Source organism: Bradyrhizobium sp. CCBAU 51745, assembly GCF_028128715.1.
Lineage (GTDB): Bacteria > Pseudomonadota > Alphaproteobacteria > Rhizobiales > Xanthobacteraceae > Bradyrhizobium > Bradyrhizobium manausense.
In genome coordinates, this window is record NZ_LBJP01000087.1 from 135,154 (window position 1) to 155,037 (window position 19,884).

Sequence of the window (19,884 nt, forward strand, 5' to 3'; positions counted from 1 at the left end):
GCTCAACTGCGACGCGCATTGTTCGAAAGCCAAGTTGCTAGTGAAATGCATTCGTGATGGGGAATCAAAAAAGTCAGCCAGCCTTGGCCGGGATGGCGTAAGCGCAGCATCAGGCCGTCGAGACTAGGGTGAGGGGGAAAATTCGTTCGCCAAGCAGGATCTAAGACAACTAGCTCCCGCCCAAGTGGACTGCTGAAAGGCTCTGGGGGAACGGCTTCCTTCATGCTTGCGCGCGCAGCGCTTAGAACCGAGATCAACTCGTCTAAGTGTGATGCGCCGACGGAGATTTCCTTGCCCGCGTCGAGCGGCGCAGCAAATCGTAAAGTAGCTGAGCTTGCATCTTCGGCGACAACTACTTCGGCGATGGAGCTGGAGAGGTCAGTTTTCTCTGTCAAATCTATACTGGCCGTCTTTGTCCTAAAGTCAGCAGATATATCTATTGCCGTAAACTGCAACTCACGGCCGTATCGTGCGATTGCCATGGCTTGCTTCCCGTTCTCGTCACTGAGTATGTGGATGCTATCTGGCTGTCCGCGGGGGTCACGATCCCCGAACCAAATCTCGACCGGCCGCCCCAATCTAGCCTCCCCATTTCTTCGAAATTCCGATGGAGAGCCGTCAATCGCAATTGTTTCGAATCCGCTATTGGTACGCAAGTAGATGGTCCCGCCGGGCTTCTGAAGCCAATAAGCAATTATGCCGCGGTCTTTGTCGAACTCAGTCACCGAAAGGGCAAACCCTCCACCGGGAGACGTCCCGTGGGGAATTAAGTCGCCGTGTTGAAGATAAGGAGTGATCGGGTCGGATACCGAATAGCCGTACCCGCAAAGGTAGGCGCCGCTTGACCCAAGCAAGTACGGTATGGCTGCGCCCCCAACGTCTCGTTCAGTTCGTTCGGAAAACAAGCGCAGCATTGCCGCGGTGGCACGGTGTAGATTCACTGGGGGCCTGTCAGGCGACCTCGTTCCCATCATGAAGGTCGAAATGGACTGCGGTACCGGATCGATCTCAGTTCGGTTTCGAATCGATTGAAACTGTTCAAAGGCGCTGGCTGCACCCAGTTGTAACGCCCTAATCTCATCAGACACGCCTCTTTGGACCCGGATCAGGTGAGGCCCCGTGTCGTCCACGTATCCGTAGGCGAAATCGACCGGATAAGTTTGGGAGATATGAACCAAGCGGCCTAGGGCCGCATGGCCCGACGGCAGGCTTCGGGCATGCTCGATTGCCTCAGTTCCGCGAAGTTGCTCGCCAGCGAATCCAATCAGGGCCTTCCCGTCCGCCGACGGTACGACTTTGATCTGATGCTCATCAAAGTGCCTACCCCGAGGCCCTGTGATAAGAGTGTCTGCGACCATCCAAATTGTCTGATCAGAAACGCCGGCTACAATAAGTGTCATAGACTACCTCAACGTAAGTAGCGTCCCTTGCTATGCTCGCCGCTTGGGCCCTCGTCTCTTGAGCGCCCCGCAGACCCTATCGTGACCGCAAATCAGTGCTTGAATTACGGTCAGTCACCGTTTTCCTGATCTGTATAAGAAGTCGTCGATGAAGATGCCCGAATCCGAATTCAAAAGCCGTATTGTGAAAGGGATCGAGGGCAAGCCAGATGCAAGGGGCATGGTACTACGCCGAGAACGGAGAAGCGAAGGGGCCGTTGCCGTTCGAGCTATTAGGGCAGCACCTGTTGTCCGTCCGCGATGCTGATAGGCTCCTCGTGTGGAGGCACGGTCTTGACGCATGGACGGTAGCGCGTGAGCTCCCTGAGCTTGCGGTCTTCGTCTCTCGCCCCCCGCCCGTACCCGCGGCGCCCAAGCAGGAAACGAGCGCTCTTCAGCAGGATCGCCCGGTGGACTCTGCCACATCACTTCGGACAGCCTTTTTCAGCTTCAAGGGCCGGATGGGGCGTACCGAATACGTCGGCGTTCTAGTTGCCTCTATCGTGGCATTCGCTGTCGTTGTTGCCGCAGTTAAGGGCATCCCCGATGCTAAAGACAATCTCTTAGTAGACGCAGGTCTTATCGGAGCGGCTGCCCTCTTCATCTGGGTGAGGCTTGCGTCCAGCTCTAAGCGTCTGCACGACTATAGCCGATCAGCATGGGGCTGCCTCTGGTTGATCGTGCCAATCGTAAACGTGCTTCTGTTTCTGGAATTGATTTTTAGGCGAGGTGACTCGGACAAAAATCAGTACGGGCCTCCACAAACCCACTTTTGATCTTTTTTGCAGATATAAAGCTCGTAGGTAGGTTGAGCACTTGCGAAACCCACCACGCTTGTTTCCACGAAGTGTCCGTCGAGCTTATTGACCCCGTTGCATCTGCGGCGTCGGCGTTGGTGGCGAAATGGATTCCGGGTTCGTCGCTTCGCGACGCCCCGGAATGACGGTCGAGAGAGGGGCGCCGCGCGACGAAGCTGCTCTTCCCTTCGCCCCTTGCGCGAGAAGATGGCATAGGCGGCATGCGGCCGCCGTTCTTAAGAACGCCGAAGCGAAGCTTCGGCTGCGCCGGATGGGGAGTCTCTATCCACGGAGAGACTCTTGATGAGGAGCGAACCCCTCACCCCAGTGAGTCTGTATCTACGGTCCTGGCGGCCCTCTCCCGCAAGGGGAGAGGGCGCAATCGTCGGCATCGCAGAGCTACATCTGCGTCGCGTGTCGATGACGAGCCGCTACGTTCGACGACGTTCCGGCGCTGGAATGCTCTCAGAACGGCTCCGGCACGACGTCGACCTCGTAAACGATCCGGCCCGTGTACCATCCGTTGGTGTGCGGATTGAGCCAGCGTCGTTCGACGGTGAAGCGGTCATGGCCGACTTTGTTGCCGCGATAGGAAATCCGGTAGTCATTGGCGCTGACCTGCCCGAGCTTCGGGCTCTCGACAATCCTGTTCGAGTAATGGCCGCCCAGGCTATGACGATTTTCGATGCACCAGGGACGTTGATCCGGCTTTCCGGCGATGTGCGCCCGACCCACCGACGCGACGACAATCTTGAGCGTTTCGGTGACGGTCTGACCGTCGTTCAACCTCGATCCTGAAAACCAGCAATAGGCCGCTTGCACGGGTGAACAAAAGAACGGAAGCAGAGATAGCGCGAACAAAACCTTGACCAACAGAGTCCCCCATCCACGAAAATGTTCAGTCATCTTCCATCTGCAGGATAAAGGTGATTTTTGTCCAGCTCAACCTAAGAGGGTTTCTTCGAGTTTGGGATTGTGGTGACGATGCACAAGATTTCAAAACCAGTGCATCAATTGACTCCGTTTCGTGCGCTGTCATAGCGGCGGGCCTCAAGGGGTGAAGGCCCTGAACTCCCCGTCATTCCGGGGCGCGCGTAGCGCGAGCTATGGTGCGCAATTGCGCACCTGAGAATCCATCGGGCCCCGGCGTCGGTGGATGAATGGATTCCGGGTTCGTCGCTTCGCGACGCCCCGGAATGACGGAGGAGGGTGGGTAGAGCCTGCTTGAGCGCAAGTCTGAAATTGCTTCGGCGCGCCGGGTGTTCAACTCATCTCGCCCGCGACGATCTCTGACCGTCACCCTGAGGTGGCCGCTTCTTCAGCGGCCCTCGAAGGGCGACGCCCCTGCTGCATCCGGGCCGTTCATCCTTCGAGGCTCCCGGCACGATGCTGTTGCATCGCGCCGTTCGCAGCTCAGGATGACGGAAGAGTCTGTCGATGCTTCGCACCGCTACCCCTGCTTCCCCGCAATGATCTCCTGCAGCGTCGCCACGTGCCGCGCGAAGGCGCCGCGGCCCGCCGCGGTGGCGGTCACCGTCGTCTGCGGCTTCTTGCCGACGAAGGCTTTCTCCACCGAGACGTAGCCGGCCTTGGCGAGGGTCTCGATATGGGCGCCGAGATTGCCGTCGGTGGCGCCGGTGAGTTTTTTCAGGCGGGCGAATTCCAGGCCTGCGGCGACCGGCAATGCGTTCAGGGCCGCCATGATCTTCAGCCGCAACGGCTGATGGATGATGTCGTCGAGCTCGGCCATCAGATCCGCCGCATCCAGAGGCCGCCGAGGATCAGTCCGCCGCCGTTGACGAAGGCCATCCAGAGCGGGAATGCCGCGCCGATATAGAAGAAGCCGATCAATGTCAGCGCGGTGATGACAAGGCCGATCGCGACGAAGGCGGTGCCGAACCAGAGGCCCGCCAGCATGTAGAACAGCATGAAGTAGAGCGGCCAGAACGTGCCCTGCTGGCGCGGGCCGAAATGGCCGATCACGCTGGTGCAGAGCTAACCGAAGGCGAAGAACAGCACGAAGACCAGCAGCAGCCTGATATCGAAGGCGGGGCCATAGGCGTGATGCGGCGGATTGAAGACGCGAAGCGCTACGAGACCCGCGACGCCCACGACATCCACCGCAATCCAGGCGTAGCCCGCATAGAGCGGCCACGCCCAAGTTACCAGGTTGCCGGCGAAGACCAGAACGCCCCACCAGATCGCCGCGACGCTCGCCAGTTCGTAGAGCCGCGATTGCCGCACGCGCTGGACGATGTCATCGATCTCGGCCAGCGCTTCGGAGGCCTCTTTGCTGTCGATCATGGCTGTCACCATCAACCCGGTATCACCGCAACATCGTCGGCGCGAGCGGCGGCACGCCGGCGGCGCGCAACGGCGATGGTGCGCATAGCTGCGTAGCTGATCAGGAACATCACGGCCTTGCTGACGATGCCATAGATCGACATGGCCGCCGACCAGGTCGCGACGTCGAAATTGAGGGCCACGATCACGTTGAGCGCGGCAGAGAAGAACATCAGGCCCGCCCAGGCGTAGCCGACGATGATGGCGATGTCAGGCACCAGCTCGATCGCCACGGGCGGCAGATAGCGGTTCATCCAGCCGCGCTTCAGCATCACGATTCCGACGATGACGTAGATGACGCTCGGCTTGATCATGACGAAACGCGGATCGTTGGTGATGAGCGTGACGGTGCCGGCGCCGAGCACCAGAAACAGGCTCATCCATTGCATGATGTCGATCGGCTTTCTGCGCGCGAACTGCCAGCCGATCTGGGCGAGGCCCAGCGCCATGCCGAGCACGACCGACAGGGTTACATTGTGGGTCAGCAGATAGAGCACGAGAAAGAACAGCGTCGCCGCCATGTCGAGCAGCAGCAATTTTCCGGCCTCAAACAGGTTCTTCATGGCTGGCTCCGCGGGCCGCCGAAACTGGATCGCATCATGACTGCCCCGCCCCTCTGGTCGCCACGTCCTCGGCGATCGCATTGACGGCCTTCGGATTGGTGACCATGCCCATATGGTTGACGCCGTCGATGATCTTGACGTCGATGGAGGGTTTGATGGCCTGCACGACTTCCGCATATTTGGCCGAGATCATCATCTCGTCGTCGCCGCCGCCGAAGATCGTCATCGGATGCGTCACATTGGGCAGATCGAGGCGATAGCCGTGCGTGGCGAAATTGCGCATCAGGCGGTCGGAATAAGTCGCCGTCAAAATCCGCTCCGAATTCGGCGGCACCGCGAAGGCGAGCACCGGCAGCTGCGCGCAGCAATCGATGCCGAGCTTGCGCAGCGCGGTGAGGCCGAGGAAGCGCGGGATATCGGCATTGGCCCAGCCGCCGGAATGCTCGACATTGGTCGGCGCGTCATAGCCGAGATAGGGCGCGACCAGCACGGTGCGGACGAACAGGTCCTGGATGATCGGCGTCGCGGCAATGCGCAGCGAGAAGCCGGCGCCGGCGGAATGGCCGATCAGCGTGAGCGGCAGATCCGGGGCACTTTTGCGGACATGGGCGACGAAATCGACGAGGTCGTCCTCGAGCTGGCCGACATAGCCGATATCGCCGCGCGTGCCCGAGGCGCCATGGCCGCGGGTGTCCAGCGCCCAGGTCTCGACGCCGTGCGCGGCGAGCGCCGCGGTCAGCGCGTGGTTGACCGTGCCGGAGGAGCCGGACGAGCCGTGGATGAAGATCGCGCCGCGACCGGTGTCCGCACCCTTCGGCTGATAGTGGCGGAAGCCGAGCCAGGTGCCGTCGCGGGCTTGGAAGCGCTCCAGCGGCGGCAAAGTGGACCAGTCGATGCCTTTGACTGACTCCGAGACCGAGCGCAGCTCGCGAGGCCGCTGCAGCGGCGTCGCGATCAGGGCGGTGAAGACCAGGGCGACGGCGCCGACCGCGCACAGGCCCCATTTGAGCAAGCCCAGCACCCCTCGCAGCAGCCGCATCGCCATGATCGAACTCCCTCATTGGAACATCAATAGAGAACTCTATATTACAGAGTACTCTTGCGATCAAGAGCCGGATTCGCGCTGGCTGGCGAAAATCCTTAACGTCCTGATGACCCCAACATGCCGAATCGTTTGCCAGATGCCGCCTGCGGAACAACTTCACAACGCGCCTGAATTCACCGTTTCCGAGCTGTCCCAGTCGCTGAAGCGGACGGTGGAGGACACCTATGGCCATGTCCGGGTCCGCGGCGAGATCTCCGGGTTCCGCGGCGCCCATTCCTCCGGCCATTGCTATTTCGCGCTCAAGGATGAGAGCGCCAAGATCGAGGCGGTGATCTGGAAGGGCGTGCACGGCCGCATGCGCTTCAAGCCCCAGGAGGGGCTCGAGGTGATCGCGACCGGCAAGCTCACCACCTATCCGGGTTCGTCGAAGTACCAGATCGTGATCGAGGCGCTGGAGCCGGCCGGCATCGGCGCGCTGATGGCGCTGATGGAGGAGCGCAAGAAGAAGCTCGCCGCCGAAGGCCTGTTCGACGAAGCGCGCAAGCAGCTGCTGCCCTGGCTACCCGAGGTGATCGGCGTCGTCACCTCGCCGACCGGCGCGGTGATCCGCGACATCCTGCACCGGCTCGAGGACCGCTTCCCTCGCCGCGTGCTGGTGTGGCCGGTGAAGGTGCAGGGCGAGGGCTCGGCCGAGCAGGTCGCAGCCGCGATCCGCGGCTTCAACGCGCTGCCTGAAGGCGGCAGGATTCCGCGGCCCGACGTGCTGATCGTCGCGCGCGGCGGCGGCTCGCTGGAGGATCTCTGGTCGTTCAACGAGGAGATCGTGGTGCGGGCCGCGGCCGAGAGCATGATCCCGCTGATCTCCGCCGTGGGCCACGAGACCGACATCACGCTGATCGATTTCGTCGCCGACAAGCGCGCGCCGACGCCGACGGCGGCCGCGGAGATGGCGGTGCCGGTGCGGAGCGAATTGTTCGTCGAGGTCGCTGATCTGGCGCGGCGCACGCGCGCCTATTGGCAACGTGCGCATGAAAGCCGGCGCAGCGAGTTGCGCGCGGCTGCGCGCGCGTTGCCGGCGGCCGGCGATCTGCTGGCGATCCCGCGGCAGCGGCTGGATTCGGCGGGCGCGTCGCTGCCCCGCTGCCTCAGGGCGAATACGCATGCGCATTTCCGCAGGTTCACGGCGGCGGGTTCAAAACTGACATTGCGGGTGCTGCATGGCCAGATCGCGCAGGCCGGGCACCGGCTCACCGTCTGCGGTGAGCGGCTCGGCCTGTCGGCGCGCTCGCTGTTGCGGCGGCGGCGCGACCGCTTCGCCGGGCTTGAAGTGCGGCTGCGGGCCTCGAAGCTCTCCAACGCGCAGGCCCAGCGCAATGCGATTGCCCGCCAGCGCGAGCGTACGCAGCGGCTCTCCGAACGTGCGGGCCGCGCGCTGGTGACGTTGCTGCAGCGGCTCGACGCCCGCGTCGAGAACAGCGGCAAGCTGCTCTCCGCGCTGTCCTATCGCGGCGTGCTCGCCCGCGGCTTTGCCTTGGTGCGCGATGATTCAGGGCATCCGCTGCATTCGGCCGACGCGATCGGGCCCGGTGCACGCGTCGAGATCGAGTTCGCGGATGGCCGCGTCGGTGCGACCGCGGATGCCGATCGGCCGGCGGTGGCGAGGCGTGCGCCGGTGCAGCCGAAGGCTGCGGCGCAGGAGACAAAGCCGGCACAGAGGCGCGTGGCGAAGCCGGTGGATCAGGGCAGTTTGTTCTGAGAGCTGCTCGCGAGCTCTCTCATCCTCGTCATTGCGAGCGCAGCTCATTCAGACCCGTCATCCTGAGGTGCGAGCTGCGGGATGCGCAGCATCGCGCGGGGAGCCTCGAAGGATGAACGGCCGCGATGCAGCCGGGCCGTCGCCCTTCGAGGCTCGCTGCGCGGCGCGATGCGCCGCACGGCGCGCACCTCAGGGTGACGGTGATGGATTAGCCCGCTTCAGCGGCAGGACAGTCCCGCGTCCATCGTGGTCCAGAAGCCGCAATGTTCCGGGGCGAGCTGGGGCGAGCCGGCGTGGGCTTCGAACAGGAAGATCGCGACGGTGAAGACGGCGAGGGCCGATGAGAAGATGACGATGCGATTGCGCATGGTGATGCGTTTAGCTGACATCATGGTCGAACTATGGCACCGATCACCGCGCCAGCCACTCCGCGACTTCCTTCTGCGACTCCGCGCGCGCCACCGAATCGGTTCCGAGATGACCGTGCTCGGGAACGGCGGCATCAGGGCTGGCGCTAGCTGCGTGCAGCGGCGTGTTGGCGCGGTCGAAATCGTGATAGGCGCCGGGATAGACCACGATGCGCGCGAGCGCGCTGCGGCCATGGGCGCCGTCCACCATCTGGCGGCAGGCCGGGGGCGAGGAGACGTCGTCATTGGCGCCGATCAGCAGCAGCGTCGGCACCCGCGTGCTCCAGCCGAGACCGGCCGAGATCCGGCAATCCGGATAGAACGCGATCGCGGCGCGGAAGTCCGGGCCCGCATCGCGCGCGGCGGCTTGCGGCCGCACCGCCCAGAGCAGCGCACTGGCGCCATTGGCCCAGCCGATCAGGCTGACACGGTCGCGGGCCACCCAGGTCTGCTTCATCAGCCAGGCGCGTGACGCCGCGATGTCGGTGACACGCTCGCGCCGCGCCTTGACGTGGATGTCCTTGACGCGGCATTGCGGCCCGAGCTCGCGCGAGCCATAGCTGTCCGGAAGCAGCACTGCATTGCCCGCCTTGAGCAGGCGCTCGGCCCAATCGCGATAGCGCGGCTGGACGGAATCGGAATGACTGCCGAGGCCGCCGCAGCCGTGCAGCGCGATCACGGTCGGAAACGGCCCCTCGCCCTCGGGCTTGAACAGCTGCGCATGCAGGACGCCGGACGACAGCGGAATCTCGACCGCTTGCGGCGCAGGCGCCGGCGCGGCCGGCGCGGCCGACATCAGCAGTGCCAGGAACAGGGCGGAAGTTAAGGCGCGCATCGGACTCTGTCGCAGGAGGTGCCGCACGGCCTCCAGAATTATCATGCGGTAACGGCGGCAAAACATCACAAACCGGTGGGTTTAACGGGCGGACAAGCCGTCCTATCTATGCTAGGTCAGGTCCAACACATCGTGCCCTCCAAGGTTCACCATCAGGGGTTGCCCTAAAGGTATTCCTGGAAGCGGCCTCCCACGGAGACTTTCGACCGTGCTGAACAAGTTCGGCCCCTCGGGCCATGGCGAAGCCCAGGTGCAATATCTCGACGGCGATTTCCGCGTGATCTCGCCCGGGACTTTCGTACGTTGCGCTGTGACCGACACGCGGATTCCGCTCGACGAATTGAAGTACTGGAGCGTGGACCTGCAAGAGGCCTACGCCACGCCCGCCGCCGTGCTGCAGCGGCATTTTCCCGGCGCGCCGAAGCCGCAGACGTAAGGCGCCGTTGTTTCATCGACGTCTCCTGGATCGTGTCGGATCGATAGGAGTTTCCCGATGAATGTTGCCTGAATGGCAGGTCGGGTAGTCGGCTGAATAGCGAGGTGCCGTAGGGTGGGCAAAGCGTAAGCGTGCCCACCAGCTGTCTCCGAACGCAACAGATCGTGGGCACGGCGCAAGAGCGCCTTTGCCCACCCTACGAGATCAGTGCCGGCGGCAAGATCATCGCGTGCTGAAGCGACGCTCGCGGGCCTTGTAGAGATGATCGCTGATCAGCTGCATGAGCCTGGCCGGATCGTCGAATTCGAGCGCTACCTTGAACGGCGCGATGCCGTCGGGCACGCCATCAATGGCGCGCAGGCGCGCGAGATCTTTTTCCGTCGTGACCAGGGTGAGCTGCCCGGCTTTCGCGTCGGCCGCGAGCGCGGCGAGCTCGTCGCGCGAGAACATGTGGTGATCGGCGAAGGGACGCGTGCGCGCGACCTCGATGCCGCCAGTGCGAAGGGTGCGGAAGAAACGCTCGGGATCGCCGATGCCCGCGAAAGCGAACACCGGCTTGCCCTGCAGTCTTGCGACCGAGCCCGCATCGGGCTTCAGCCGCGCGCGCAGCACCGGCTTGCCACGTTTGGCAAGCTCAGACGCGACATCGTCCGCGGCATGGCCGTCGCCGATCAGCACCAGCGCGTCGGTGCGCGAAAGCTGTGGCTTGAGCGGCGCGCGCAGAGGCCCTGCCGGAAACACGCGGCCGTTGCCGAGGCCGCGCTCGCTGTCGATCACGATCAGCGAGGCATCCTTCAAGAGGTTTGGATTCTGGAAGCCGTCGTCCATCAGGATCACGGTGGCGCCTTGCGACTTCGCCAGCGCGACACCGTCGAGGCGGTCGCGCGCGACAGCGACCGGCACGTCGCGCACCATCATCAAGGGCTCGTCGCCGACCTCAGTGGCGGTGTGACGCATCCGATCGACCATGACCGGGCCGCGCAAGCGCCCGCCGTAACCGCGGCTGAGCACGACCGGGCTCTCGCCAAGCTCGCGCAGCAGCTTGGTCAGGGCCAGCACGGTCGGCGTCTTGCCGGCGCCGCCGACATGGTAATTGCCGACGCAGAGCACGGGGATGCCGGCGTCAAATCCACTGCGCGCCATGCGGCGCGCGGTGAGGGCGCCATAGAGTGCGCCGAGCGGGCTGAGCAGATGCGACTTCGGGGAGCGCGGCCGGTACCAGAAGGCCGGCTCACGCATTGGCGGCTCCCATCTCGATCCGCAACTGCATCAGATACGGCTCGAGCGCCGCCATGGTGCGATCGAGCGCGCCGCCGAGCTGCTCGACCACGCCGCTTCCCGCGCGCTGCATCTTGTCGCGCACGCTTGGCTCGGCCAGCAACAGGCCGAGCTGCTTCGTCAGCGCCTCCTGCGTGTCGACCTGGCGCGCACCGCCGCTCTGGTCGAGGGCCGCATAGAGTTCGCTGAAATTGGCAACGTTCGGGCCGTGGACGATGGCAGCGCCAAGCTTGATCGCCTCGATCGGGTTCTGGCCGCCCTCTCCCACCAGCGATTTGCCCATGAACACGATCGGCGAGAGGCGATAGAACAGGCCGAGCTCGCCCATGGTGTCGGCGACATAGACATCGGTCGTCGCCGCCAGCTGCTCGTCGCGCGAGCGCAGCGCCGGCTTCAGGCCCGATGCCGCGATCATGCCAGCGATCGATGAGCCGCGATCCGGGTGCCGCGGCACGATCACGGTCAAGAGCTGCGGGAAGATGCCGACGAGGCTGCGATGGGCCGCGACGAGCATCTCGTCCTCGCCCGGATGGGTCGAGGCCGCGACGATGATCGGCCGGCCGCGCGTCATCGTCATCAGCCGTTCGAGCTTGGCGGGATCTGCCGGCGGCGCCGGCACGTCGAGCTTGAGATTGCCCGTGGTGACGACGTCACGGCCGCCGAGCGCGGCGAAGCGTTCGGCATCGGTCTTCGACTGCGCGAGGCAGATATCAAAGCGCGACAGCAGCGCCGAGATGGTGCCGTGCATCCGCCGCCAGCGCGGGAAGGAGCGCGGCGACATCCGCCCGTTGATCAGCACCATCGGCACGCGGCGCGCCGCGCCGGCCAGGATCAGGTTCGGCCACAGGTCGGATTCGATGAACAGCGCCAGCGACGGCTTCCAATGGTCGAGGAAGCGCGCGACATAGCGCGGGGAATCATACGGCACGTATTGATGGATGACGTCGGGCGGAAAGCGTTTTGCCACCACGGCCGCCGAGGTGACCGTGCCCGACGTGAGCAGGATGCGCAGGTTGAGATCGCGCAGGCGCTCGATCAGCGCCGCCGCGGCCAGCACCTCGCCGACGCTGGCGCCGTGGATCCAGACCAGCGGGCCGTGCGGCCGCACGTCCCTGCTGAGCCCCCGCCGCTCGCCGACGCGCGCGGGGTCTTCCTTGCCTTGCCGCAGCCGCCGCTTGATCAGCGCAGGCGCGAGCGGCACGAGGCTCGTCGTCAGGCGCCGATACATCCGCAGCGTCATTGGCAGCGACTTGGGAAGCGCGTGGGGCAACGAGCTAGCCATCTGCAGGCCCCTTGCGGCCGAGCTGCGCATAGGCGCGGCTGGTGGCTTCGTTCAGCGTGTCTTCCAGTTCCTGCCGCAGCTCTTCCATCTTCGCGGCATCAGCGTCTGCGGGAACGCGGATTTCCTTGATGCCGACCAGGACGCCCCGGCCGAACGGCAGGTTGATGGTGGTGCGGTCCCAGTTCCTGAGCCGGATGAAGCGGCTGGTCGCCATCGCAAAAGGCATGATCGGCCGCCCCGATTCCCGTGCCAGCATGATGATGCCGAGGCCGGCCACGCGCGAACGCTTGGGGACATCGGCGGTCAACGCGACATTACAACCGTCTTGCAGCGTGTACACCATTTCCCTGAAGGCGCCGACACCACCCTTGCGGTGGAACGCGCCGCCGTGATCCCCGGACCCCCTGATGGTGCCGATGCCGAGCCGCTCGGCGGCAACCGCGTTGAACTCGCCGTCGCGGTGGCGGGAGATCAGCACCTTGGCGCGGTACCAGTCCTTGTTCTTGATGAACGGGGTGAGGAAATGCTGGCCGTGCCAGAACGCGAAGATCGCCGGCATCTGCGGCTCGACCAGCTGATAGACGTCAGGCGGATCGAACGTGAACCTGTTGGTCCGCCACACCAGACGCAGATATTCGGCCGCCAGGACCCCGACGGCACGCTGAAACCAGCTGCTTCGCAGCGTATTGCGAAGCAGTTTTTTCAACGCGCCGGCTTCGTTTCTTGATTCGGGTCGAGCAGCCGGTGCAGGTGGACGATGAAATAGCGCATCTGCGCGTTGTCGACCGTGCTCTGCGCCTTGGCGCGCCAGGCGACGTGGGCGGACGCATAGTTCGGGTAGAGGCCGACGATCTCGACCTCGTCGAGATTCTTGAAGGTGTTGTGCTCGAGGTCAAGCAGCTCACCGCCGATGACGAGGTGAAGCAGTTGTTGCGGGGCACTATCTGACATGAGTTCGGTTCCTAACAGGCTGCCCGGCAAAGCAGTGGTCGACAAGCACGCCGACGGGCGCTTCAGGGCAAGGGACGATTGCGAAAATGCGCGACAATGCTCGCATGACGATCGCGTCCCGCTGCCACCAGCACCCCGTGCGTCACTTCCCGGCGATTATAAAGGATGGGACCTCCAGAGAGGTCGCTCATCCTACCATCCGCTTCCTGCACGATCAAATCGGCCGCCGCAAGATCCCAATCATGGCTATTGCCGCCCGCAAAAGCCGCATCCAGGGCGCCATTGGCGACCCGGCACAGCCGTAGCGCGAGCGAACCGATTCGCGGATGCAGCTTGACGTCGCCGACCTTTGCATTGAGTCGCTCGACCATCGGCTTGGGGCCGGCCATGCGGGCGAAGTCGAGCACGGACCCGGGCGTCGCCCGGACCTGATTGCCATTCAGCGTGGTGCCTTGGCCGCGGGCGGCGAAAAAGAACTCGTTCGTCACAGGCGCGTAGACCGCGGCCAGCACCGGCGCTGAAACCTCGACCAGCGCGACGCTGACGCACCATTCGTCATGGCCATTGAGGTAGTTGCGGGTGCCGTCGATGGGATCGACCACCCAGGTCAGCCGCCGCGACAGCCGCGCCTGATCATCGGCGCTCTCCTCCGACAGCCAGCCATAGTCGGGCGTGGCACCGCGCAGGCGCGCTTCGAGCAGATCGTTGACGGCGATGTCGGCTTCCGAGACCGGCGAGGACGCGCCCTTGATCCACTTCTTCAGCGTGGTGCGGAACATCGACTGCGCCAGGCTTCCCGCCTCCCGCACCGTCTCCTGCAGCAGCGCTGCGTCACGCGTCAGTGTCGTCGTGTCGGAAAAGTCAGCGTCCGCCAAGCGTCAGTCCCTCGATGCGCACCGTCGGCGCATTGATGCCGTAGCGGAACTCGAGATTGTTGGCCGGCTGCATCGACTTGAAGATCTCGAACAGATGGCCGGCGATCGTCACCTCGCTGACGGGATAGGTGAGCTCGCCGTTCTCGATCCAGAAGCCGGAGGCGCCGCGGCTGTAATCGCCGGTGACGCCGTTGACGCCGGAACCGATCAGATCGGTGACATAGAAACCTTGGCCGATGTCGGCGATCAGTTCGGCCGGGCTCAGTGTGCCGGCTTCGAGATGCAGATTATACGGCCCTGGCGAGGGCGAGGACGAGACGCCGCGATGGGCGTGGCCTGTCGTGGTGAGACCGAGCTCGCGCGCGGTGGCGCAGTCGAGCAGCCAGGTCGTCAGCACGCCGTCGTCGACCAGCGCGGTCCGCTTCACCGCGACGCCTTCGGCATCGAAGGTCTGCGAGCGCAGGCCGCGCTTGCGCAAGGGATCGTCGATGATGCGGATGTTTTTCGAAAACAGCTGCTGGCCGAGCCTGTCCTTCAGGAAGCTGGTCTTGCGCGCGATCGAGGCGCCGTTGATGGCGCCGACGAGATGGCCGACCAGCGAGCCGGCGACGCGAGGATCGAACACCACGGGCACCTTGCAGGTCTCGACCTTGCGCGGATTGTAGCGCGCCACGGTGCGCTCGCCGGCGGAGCGGCCGACGGCTTCCGGCGACAACAGATCGGCAGCGTGCGGCGCCGAGGTGAAGTCGTAGTCGCGCTCCATGCCGGTGCCTTCGCCGACGATGGCGGTCGCCGAGATGCCCTGGCTGGAACGCAGGTAAGAGCCGTGGAAACCGGTCGAGGTGACGAGCACCATGCCGCCCATGCCCGCGGAGGCGGACGCGCCGCCGGATTTCGACACGCCCTTCACGGCAAGCGCGGCAGCCTCCGCTTCGAGCGCGCGGCGCTCCAGCTCTGATGTTGCGGGCACGTTGGGATCGAGCAGATCGAGATCGGGGAAGTCACGCGCCAGCAGCGCGGGATCGGCGAGGCCGACATATTTGTCATCAGGCGCGACACGCGCCATCGCCACCGCACGTTCCGCGAGCTTGGTGACGGCATCGCCGCTCGCGTCATTGGTCGAGACCACCGCCTGGCGCTGGCCGACCAGCACGCGCAGGCCGACATCGTCGCCCTCGGACCGCTCGGATTCCTCGACGCGGCCGTCGCGCACCTCGACGCCCTGCGAGACGCCGCGCACCGCGACTGCATCGGCCGCATCTGCGCCGGCGCGCTTGGCCGCCTCGACCAGGCGTTGCGCCAGATCCGACAGCGCGGATTGGTCAAACAGGGCGCTGGTGGCTTTGGACTGAAGCGTCGAGCTTGCGGATGGTGAAGAGTTCACAAACGAAATCCTGTTGGGGCGCGCGGGAGGTTTCGGGGCGATCTTAGGCCCTGAACACCAGATGTGCCCAAATGGTGCGGACTTCAAGCATTTTAGTCCGCAGAAGGCTCAGATTCGCTGCTTTCGCGCAACGTCTCGTCAATCATGCGCGCCAAGGTCTTGTCAATCATGGCGTGCGGTGAGGTTGGATTAACCAGCCTTTTTAAGCGGTTTCGGAAGCCGCCGCGCTAAGCTCCTCACATCGACCGGGAACATAATCCTGGCGGGGAGAACGAAGGCCGTGAGGCGTCAAACAGCAATATGCGGGGTCAACCCCGCCGGGTCGAGCCGCTCTCTGCGGCTCGACCCTCTTTCCCTTCCGGTCCGCTTCGATGCGCATGATCCGCGCGCCGACGGCTACACCAGGCAGATCGAGCTTCATCGCGAGCGTGTCGTGCTGCGCCGTGCCGTCCGCGGCATGCAGATGGCAATCAACGTCCGCGTCAGCGACTTCACCGGGCTCGCGCTGCGCGGCAATGACGAGGCGCAGACCCTCGTCCTCGTGCACCGCGATCCCTCGCTCTCCGTTCCGCTGCTGGTCAGCGCCGATGGCGACGAACTCAACGAGGCCTGGGCGATCTGGAGCGAGATCCTTGCGCTGCCGCAGCTCGACGAAGGCGCCCGCAAGCCGGCGCCGCGCCGCCGCCGCGCCAACGCGATCCGCGCGCGCCGTCCGAAATTCCTGATGCGCCGCCGCAGCGCCATGGCGCGCGAGCTGCCGGTTCATCGCGAGGAACGCGAGATCATCGCGCGCAATTGAGGTGCCGTAGGGTGGGCAAAGCGAAGCGTGCCCACCACCTCTATCGAATTGAGAAAGATCGTGGCACGGCGCAAGAGCGCCTTTGCCCACCCTGCGAGAGCGGCGAATTACGCCGCCCGCATCACCGCATCCGCCAGCAATCCCGCGAACAGCAACAGGCCCGCGTCGCGGTTCGACTTGAACAGACGCAGGCAGAGCGCGGGATCGTCGATCCGAAGTCGTTGGATCTGCCAGGCCAGATGCACGGCGAAGGCCGCAAGTCCAAGCCAAGCCGGCCAGCGCACATCGCCCGACGCCAGCGCAACGCCGATCAGCATCACCGCAAGTCCATAGAACAGGATCAACGCCTGGTGCGTATGCGCGCCGAACAGGCGCGCGGTGGATTTGACGCCGATCAGCGCATCGTCCTCGGAGTCCTGATGCGCATAGATGGTGTCATAGCCGATCACCCAGGCGATCGACCCCGCATAGAGCACCAACGCGGTGATATCCATGCGTCCGAAGGTGACGGCGAATCCCATCAACGCGCCCCACGAGAAGGCAAGACCGAGGAAGACCTGCGGCCACCAGGTGACGCGCTTCATGAAAGGATAGATGGCGACGATCACGAGCGAGGCGATGCCGGTCGCCACCGCAAAGCGGTTGAACTGGAGCAGCACTGCAAGGCCGATCAGCGCTTGCGCGATCATGAAGGCCAGCGCCTGCTTTACGGTGATCTGCCCGGCAGGCAGCGGCCGTGAGCGGGTGCGCTCGACCTTGGCATCCAGGTCGCGGTCGGTGATGTCGTTCCAGGTGCAGCCCGCCCCGCGCATCACGAAGGCTCCGACGAGGAACAGGACGATGGTGAGCGGCAGGGAACGGATATCGTGCGCCATTGCGCCGGCGAGCGCCGCCGACCACCAGCACGGCATCAACAGCAGCCAGGAGCCGATCGGGCGATCGAAGCGGGACACCCGCAAGTAAGGCCGTGCCCATTGCGGCGCGAGCGTATCGACCCAGTTGCCGGTGGAATCGGCAACGCGGGCGGATGTGTCGCTCATCGCGTGAGGACGTTGCCGTTGAGCGTGTCGAAGGTGCTGCCGCCCTTCTTGCTGGCATTGGCCTCCGGCGCCGCGCCCGAACCCACCACCTCGCTCAGCGACGGACCGGCCGGACCGCGCTGCCCGTTCGCCATCTGCTGCGCGACGTTGCAGACCTTGGTCTGCATCGACTCGGTGTTCTTGTGACCTTCCTTCATCTGCGCGGCGACGGTCGGCGGGATTCCGCATTTTGCGGCATGGGCCTCGACATACTTGATCATCTTGAGCTCGGCCTGGCCGAAGCCCCTGATCAATTTGCAGGCCTCGTCAGGCGGGGCGTGGCGATCGCTCGCGGCCTTGATCATCTTGCCGCGCTTTTCGGCGTCCTCGCGCAGCGGGATGAACGCCTTCATGCAATCCTCGCCGGGACCGGCCTGGGTCGGCGGAGCCGCGCTGAAGGCGCCCGCGCCACCGATCGGAGCTACACCATTGACCGGGAAAGAGGCCTGCGGCGGGGCGCCGACGGAGGCGACCGGCGCCTGGCCGTTCACGGGCGGAAATGCGGAACTGGTTGCGGCCTGGTTCGGCAGCGGCGCCGGGAACCCCTGGGCGTAAGCGCCCGCGGCGCCCATGACGACCATGGCGGCAGTGATCGGAACCATCAAACGACGGATCATCAAAAGTGTCTCTCCGGCAGGAGCTACGGGTTCAGGCGTCTTCCAATTGAAGCGCGACCAGCGTGCAGGCGTTTTTACGATTCCCGCCGGCACTTAACAACCCGTCGAATAGGGCAAGAGCGCGGCGTGCCGACACACCAATCCGGCGATATTTACCCCCAAACTACCGCTTTCGGTTAAGAACGGCGACAAATCGGACCTGAAAGATGCCCTCCCACGATTTTCGCGCCCCCCGCCTGTTCGTTGACGCCCCCCTGGCCCAGGATGCCAGGATTCCGCTCGACCGCGACCAGAGCAATTATCTCGGCAATGTGCTGCGGCTTGCCGCTGGAGCCGAGGTTTTGGCCTTCAACGGCCGCGATGGCGAATGGCAGGCCGCGATCGAGGGCCGCAAGCGGCCCGAGAGCCTTGTGATCCTCCAGCAGGTCCGTCCCCAGGACCGGCTGCCCGACCTCGCCTATGTGTTCGCCCCGCTCAAGCACGCCCGGCTCGACTACATGGTCCAGAAGGCCATCGAAATGGGCGCTGCCAGGCTGCAGCCGGTCCTGACCCGGTTCACCCAGGCCTCCCGGGTCAACACCGAGCGGATGCGCGCCAACGTCGTCGAGGCCGCGGAACAATGCGGCATATTGAGCATCGCCGCGGTTGCCGAACCGGTGCCGCTGGAGCGGTATCTCAGTCAGCGCCCTGTGGGCCGTCTGCTCATCTTCTGCGACGAGGCGGCGGAGGTCCAAAGCCCCATCCAGAGCCTGCAAGGCGCAAGCGTGGCGGGCCAAGGTATCGACGTGCTGATCGGCCCCGAGGGCGGGTTTGCCGAGGAAGAGCGCACCCTGCTGCTGCGGCAGCCGAACATCCTGCGGCTGGCCCTGGGCCCGCGGATCATGCGGGCCGACACCGCCGCCGTGGCGGCGCTGGCCCTGGTCCAGGCCGTGCTGGGCGATTGGGGTGGCGGAAGCGGTTAGCTCGTCGCCTGGCGAACGGTCATCGCATCTAGCTGCGCTCGCGCAGCGATCGATGCAGGGTCTCGGACGGCAACTCTCCGAACGCCGCCCGATAGCTCGCCGCGAACTCGCTCAAATGCCAGAAGCCGTGCGCGATGGCGCAGGCCTTGACGCTGCGCCGTGCCGGGCCGGTGCGCAGCTGCCGGCGCACCGACCAGAGGCGCAAGACCCTGGAATAGCGATGCGGGCTCATGCCGCAGATGGCCTGGGTCGCACTCTGAAGAGTCCGGACCGACACGCCCACACGCTCCGCCATTTCGGTGGTCTTGTGCCAGATCGTCAGATCGTGCCGGATCAAGCTTTCCATCTCGGCGACGATCCGCAGATAAGTCGAGGTCGTCGCGTGTGTAGAACGGCTGTCCATGCTCGTTGCGATCGTGGCGTCCATCACGCTGAGCAGCGATCGTTCGACAGCCGCTCGCGACGCCGGCTCGTTCAGGACGTCCGGATCGTTGGCTGCAGTTTCAAGCGTTGTGGAAATCCGGCCGCGCAGGGCAGCAAGCATGTCCGTTGCCGGGCTCAGCAAATGATAGCCATCCAGGCGAGACCATGGCTCGCATGCGGGCGGCGTGAAGTAGATGACACCGATCAGACGGCCGACCGGTTCATGGACAAGGCAGTCGGAGGCACCCTTCAGAACGACGATGGAGCTGCCGATTGACTGCCCATTGATGCGCGTCGAGGTCACATGATCCATCGGCACCACCACGGCCGCGGCATGTGCCAGATCGTACCCTCTGACAATCCGCGGGAAGGTCTTCACCAGCGACAGGCTCAGATTCGGCAGGCTCAGCCGTGCGCGCATGATCGCGGTCGTGCCTGAGGACAACGGCATGCTCGATGCACCGGCATATTTCTCGCTGTCGCCGAAATGATCGATGTCGTAGGTTTGCAGCTCGAGCGCCGAGGACGGCTTGAGATCCTGGAACGACAACAGGCGTTCCGCCGCACTCTTGTTCGCTCCATCGCGGGCGATGTCGAGAAGGCTTTGATCCAT

At 64.5% G+C, this 19,884-nt stretch carries 21 protein-coding genes and 1 pseudogene; 5 read left to right on the plus strand and 17 right to left on the minus strand.

The genetic code is table 11. The annotated features are described in order from the left end of the window. Positions 1–2: 2 nt before the first annotated feature. Positions 3–482 carry a hypothetical protein gene (locus XH98_RS28530; RefSeq protein WP_271620594.1) on the minus strand — a complete coding sequence of 160 codons (480 nt, stop codon included), beginning with the start codon at positions 480–482 and terminating at the stop codon, positions 3–5. Between the two features lie 1,127 nt (positions 483–1,609). Between XH98_RS28530 and XH98_RS41255 the strand changes: the two genes are divergently transcribed. After that, positions 1,610–2,215: a DUF805 domain-containing protein gene (locus tag XH98_RS41255; protein WP_442868642.1), complete on the plus strand. Its 606-nt coding sequence runs from the start codon at positions 1,610–1,612 to the stop codon at positions 2,213–2,215. A gap of 486 nt (positions 2,216–2,701) precedes the next feature. Here the strand turns inward: XH98_RS41255 and XH98_RS28535 are convergent, their stop codons facing one another. The 5 genes and pseudogenes from XH98_RS28535 to XH98_RS28555 form a co-directional block, all read right to left on the minus strand. Then, positions 2,702–3,022 (minus strand): hypothetical protein, encoded by a 321-nt coding sequence (locus XH98_RS28535; RefSeq protein WP_271620595.1) that lies wholly within the window; start codon positions 3,020–3,022, stop codon positions 2,702–2,704. A gap of 664 nt (positions 3,023–3,686) precedes the next feature. Then, a complete protein-coding gene (locus XH98_RS28540) occupies positions 3,687–3,986 on the minus strand; it encodes a winged helix-turn-helix domain-containing protein (RefSeq protein WP_271600691.1) in 300 nt (99 codons plus the stop codon). Further along, positions 3,986–4,540: pseudogene (locus tag XH98_RS28545) on the minus strand (hypothetical protein). The gene XH98_RS28540 and the pseudogene XH98_RS28545 overlap by 1 nt, the downstream one beginning before the upstream one ends. A gap of 11 nt (positions 4,541–4,551) precedes the next feature. After that, positions 4,552–5,142, minus strand: coding sequence for an inner membrane-spanning protein YciB (locus XH98_RS28550; protein WP_271620596.1), 591 nt, complete (start codon positions 5,140–5,142; stop codon positions 4,552–4,554). Between the two features lie 34 nt (positions 5,143–5,176). Further along, positions 5,177–6,187, minus strand: a complete 1,011-nt coding sequence (locus tag XH98_RS28555) for an alpha/beta hydrolase (protein WP_271620597.1) — start codon at positions 6,185–6,187, stop codon at positions 5,177–5,179. 136 nt (positions 6,188–6,323) lie between these two features. Here XH98_RS28555 and xseA point away from each other — a divergent pair, with 136 nt between their 5' ends. Next, positions 6,324–7,943: an exodeoxyribonuclease VII large subunit gene (gene xseA, locus XH98_RS28560; RefSeq protein ID WP_271620598.1), complete on the plus strand. Its 1,620-nt coding sequence runs from the start codon at positions 6,324–6,326 to the stop codon at positions 7,941–7,943. A gap of 218 nt (positions 7,944–8,161) precedes the next feature. On the opposite strand, the gene XH98_RS28565 is transcribed toward xseA, so the two are convergent. Then, a complete protein-coding gene (locus XH98_RS28565; protein ID WP_271600696.1) occupies positions 8,162–8,335 on the minus strand; it encodes a hypothetical protein in 174 nt (57 codons plus the stop codon). Between the two features lie 19 nt (positions 8,336–8,354). After that, positions 8,355–9,185 (minus strand): dienelactone hydrolase family protein, encoded by an 831-nt coding sequence (locus tag XH98_RS28570; protein ID WP_271620599.1) that lies wholly within the window; start codon positions 9,183–9,185, stop codon positions 8,355–8,357. A gap of 208 nt (positions 9,186–9,393) precedes the next feature. On the opposite strand from XH98_RS28570, the gene XH98_RS28575 reads away from it, so the two are divergent. Then, the gene (locus XH98_RS28575; RefSeq protein ID WP_271600698.1) at positions 9,394–9,621 is read left to right on the plus strand and encodes a DUF2093 domain-containing protein; all 228 of its coding nucleotides are present in this window, start codon (positions 9,394–9,396) and stop codon (positions 9,619–9,621) included. Positions 9,622–9,843: 222 nt separating this feature from the next. Here XH98_RS28575 and lpxK read toward each other — a convergent pair whose 3' ends face one another. The 6 genes from lpxK to XH98_RS28605 all read right to left on the minus strand — a co-directional run bounded on the left by lpxK (position 9,844) and on the right by XH98_RS28605 (position 15,391). Continuing rightward, positions 9,844–10,860: a tetraacyldisaccharide 4'-kinase gene (gene lpxK, locus XH98_RS28580; RefSeq protein ID WP_271620600.1), complete on the minus strand. Its 1,017-nt coding sequence runs from the start codon at positions 10,858–10,860 to the stop codon at positions 9,844–9,846. Then, positions 10,853–12,211 carry a 3-deoxy-D-manno-octulosonic acid transferase gene (locus XH98_RS28585; RefSeq protein WP_271620601.1) on the minus strand — a complete coding sequence of 453 codons (1,359 nt, stop codon included), beginning with the start codon at positions 12,209–12,211 and terminating at the stop codon, positions 10,853–10,855. Before XH98_RS28585 ends, lpxK begins: the two co-directional genes overlap by 8 nt. Beyond that, positions 12,174–12,887: a lysophospholipid acyltransferase family protein gene (locus XH98_RS28590; RefSeq protein WP_271600701.1), complete on the minus strand. Its 714-nt coding sequence runs from the start codon at positions 12,885–12,887 to the stop codon at positions 12,174–12,176. The genes XH98_RS28585 and XH98_RS28590 overlap by 38 nt, the downstream gene beginning before the upstream one ends. Then, on the minus strand, positions 12,884–13,132 hold the full coding sequence (locus tag XH98_RS28595) for a DUF4170 domain-containing protein (RefSeq protein ID WP_057741752.1): 249 nt from the start codon (positions 13,130–13,132) through the stop codon (positions 12,884–12,886). The genes XH98_RS28590 and XH98_RS28595 overlap by 4 nt, the downstream gene beginning before the upstream one ends. Positions 13,133–13,194: 62 nt before the next feature. Then, positions 13,195–14,007, minus strand: coding sequence for a 3'(2'),5'-bisphosphate nucleotidase CysQ (locus tag XH98_RS28600; protein ID WP_271600702.1), 813 nt, complete (start codon positions 14,005–14,007; stop codon positions 13,195–13,197). Next, on the minus strand, positions 13,994–15,391 hold the full coding sequence (locus XH98_RS28605; RefSeq protein ID WP_271600703.1) for a TldD/PmbA family protein: 1,398 nt from the start codon (positions 15,389–15,391) through the stop codon (positions 13,994–13,996). Before XH98_RS28605 ends, XH98_RS28600 begins: the two co-directional genes overlap by 14 nt. 280 nt (positions 15,392–15,671) lie before the next feature. On the opposite strand from XH98_RS28605, the gene XH98_RS28610 reads away from it, so the two are divergent. Continuing rightward, positions 15,672–16,190, plus strand: a complete 519-nt coding sequence (locus tag XH98_RS28610) for a DUF6101 family protein (RefSeq protein ID WP_220002473.1) — start codon at positions 15,672–15,674, stop codon at positions 16,188–16,190. A 107-nt stretch (positions 16,191–16,297) separates the two neighbouring features. Here XH98_RS28610 and ubiA read toward each other — a convergent pair whose 3' ends face one another. Continuing rightward, the gene (ubiA, locus tag XH98_RS28615; RefSeq protein WP_271620602.1) at positions 16,298–17,230 is read right to left on the minus strand and encodes a 4-hydroxybenzoate octaprenyltransferase; all 933 of its coding nucleotides are present in this window, start codon (positions 17,228–17,230) and stop codon (positions 16,298–16,300) included. After that, positions 17,227–17,886 (minus strand): hypothetical protein, encoded by a 660-nt coding sequence (locus tag XH98_RS28620; RefSeq protein ID WP_271600705.1) that lies wholly within the window; start codon positions 17,884–17,886, stop codon positions 17,227–17,229. Before XH98_RS28620 ends, ubiA begins: the two co-directional genes overlap by 4 nt. A gap of 206 nt (positions 17,887–18,092) precedes the next feature. Between XH98_RS28620 and XH98_RS28625 the strand changes: the two genes are divergently transcribed. Next, the gene (locus tag XH98_RS28625) at positions 18,093–18,848 is read left to right on the plus strand and encodes a 16S rRNA (uracil(1498)-N(3))-methyltransferase (RefSeq protein WP_057741769.1); all 756 of its coding nucleotides are present in this window, start codon (positions 18,093–18,095) and stop codon (positions 18,846–18,848) included. Between the two features lie 28 nt (positions 18,849–18,876). Here the strand turns inward: XH98_RS28625 and XH98_RS28630 are convergent, their stop codons facing one another. After that, positions 18,877–19,884, minus strand: a complete 1,008-nt coding sequence (locus XH98_RS28630) for a helix-turn-helix domain-containing protein (RefSeq protein WP_271600706.1) — start codon at positions 19,882–19,884, stop codon at positions 18,877–18,879.